This window comes from Faecalibacterium sp. DFI.5.82, assembly GCF_029076575.1.
GTDB lineage: Bacteria > Bacillota > Clostridia > Oscillospirales > Ruminococcaceae > Faecalibacterium > Faecalibacterium duncaniae.
The window spans coordinates 1-291 of record NZ_JARFIS010001042.1 but is presented as its reverse complement, the minus strand read 5'-3'; the positions used below and the strand labels follow the sequence as shown (position 1 = coordinate 291).

General features: G+C 61.2%; 1 protein-coding gene. It reads right to left on the bottom strand.

The annotated features are described in order from the left end of the window. Positions 1 to 291: hypothetical protein (locus tag P0G09_RS20050; RefSeq protein ID WP_275253553.1), on the bottom strand; the 291-nt coding region annotated here is incomplete at both ends.

The window sequence follows — 291 nt, the reverse complement described above, 5'->3', positions numbered from 1 at the left end:
GAGAAACGTTATGCCCGACGAAGCAATGCAAACCGCTTTTGAGATCAAAACTACCTGCGATGAGATCAGCCGCTAGCTGCTGCGCTGGCACTGGGAGAACAAGCCCGGGGAGCACAGCCTGGGAGCCCTGCTGGATCACATCCGCACCCGCCAGCAGGAGAGCCCCGAATAGTATGACCGTCTGCCCGATCTGGCGGGCCGAAACAGCTGGCAGCAGCTGGATACCACCCTGTGTATGCGGGTGCTGCTGGACCCTGAAAAGGATGCTGCCCGCCCGCTGGATCTGCTGGG